This is a genomic window from Candidatus Symbiothrix dinenymphae, from assembly GCF_001431085.1.
Window position 1 is genome coordinate 1 of sequence record NZ_BBRU01000477.1, and the last position, 404, is coordinate 404.

1 protein-coding gene is annotated in these 404 nt (G+C 40.1%); it reads left to right on the top strand.

Going from position 1 to position 404, the window contains the following annotated elements; translation table 11 throughout:
* Nucleotides 1–363, top strand: a 363-nt coding sequence (locus tag ASC50_RS05180; RefSeq protein ID WP_226995408.1) for a hypothetical protein, incomplete at its 5' end; no start/stop codon positions are given.
* Nucleotides 364–404 lie beyond the last annotated feature (41 nt).

A 404-nucleotide genomic window follows, 5' to 3' on the forward strand; every position in this document is an offset into this window, starting at 1 on the left:
TTGAACGACAATGCCCAACAACTGAAAAACATGTCGATACAAATGATAGGAGATACATGTTCGCTGATTTTCAACGATTTACAATTCGATTTCGGTGAAGAAACCTGGTTGGCCGGTGAAACCACAAAGCCTTGTCCCAACTTGATTCAGTCTCCGTCGGCGTACCGAGAATTTCCACCCTTTAAGGTTTTTGGTAGTTACCATTGGCAAGATGACCAGACCTTGACATTCATTTTGCGGTACATCGAAAGTCCCCATTTTGAAACAATGAATTGTAAGTTTGATGGCGACAAGGTACAAATTACGTATAAAAACAGCCTGAACAACCAAACAACACAAATAGAGGGAGGCAGAATAAAATAATGGGTTAAGAATATAATACGCACACATGAACAGTTGCGAAA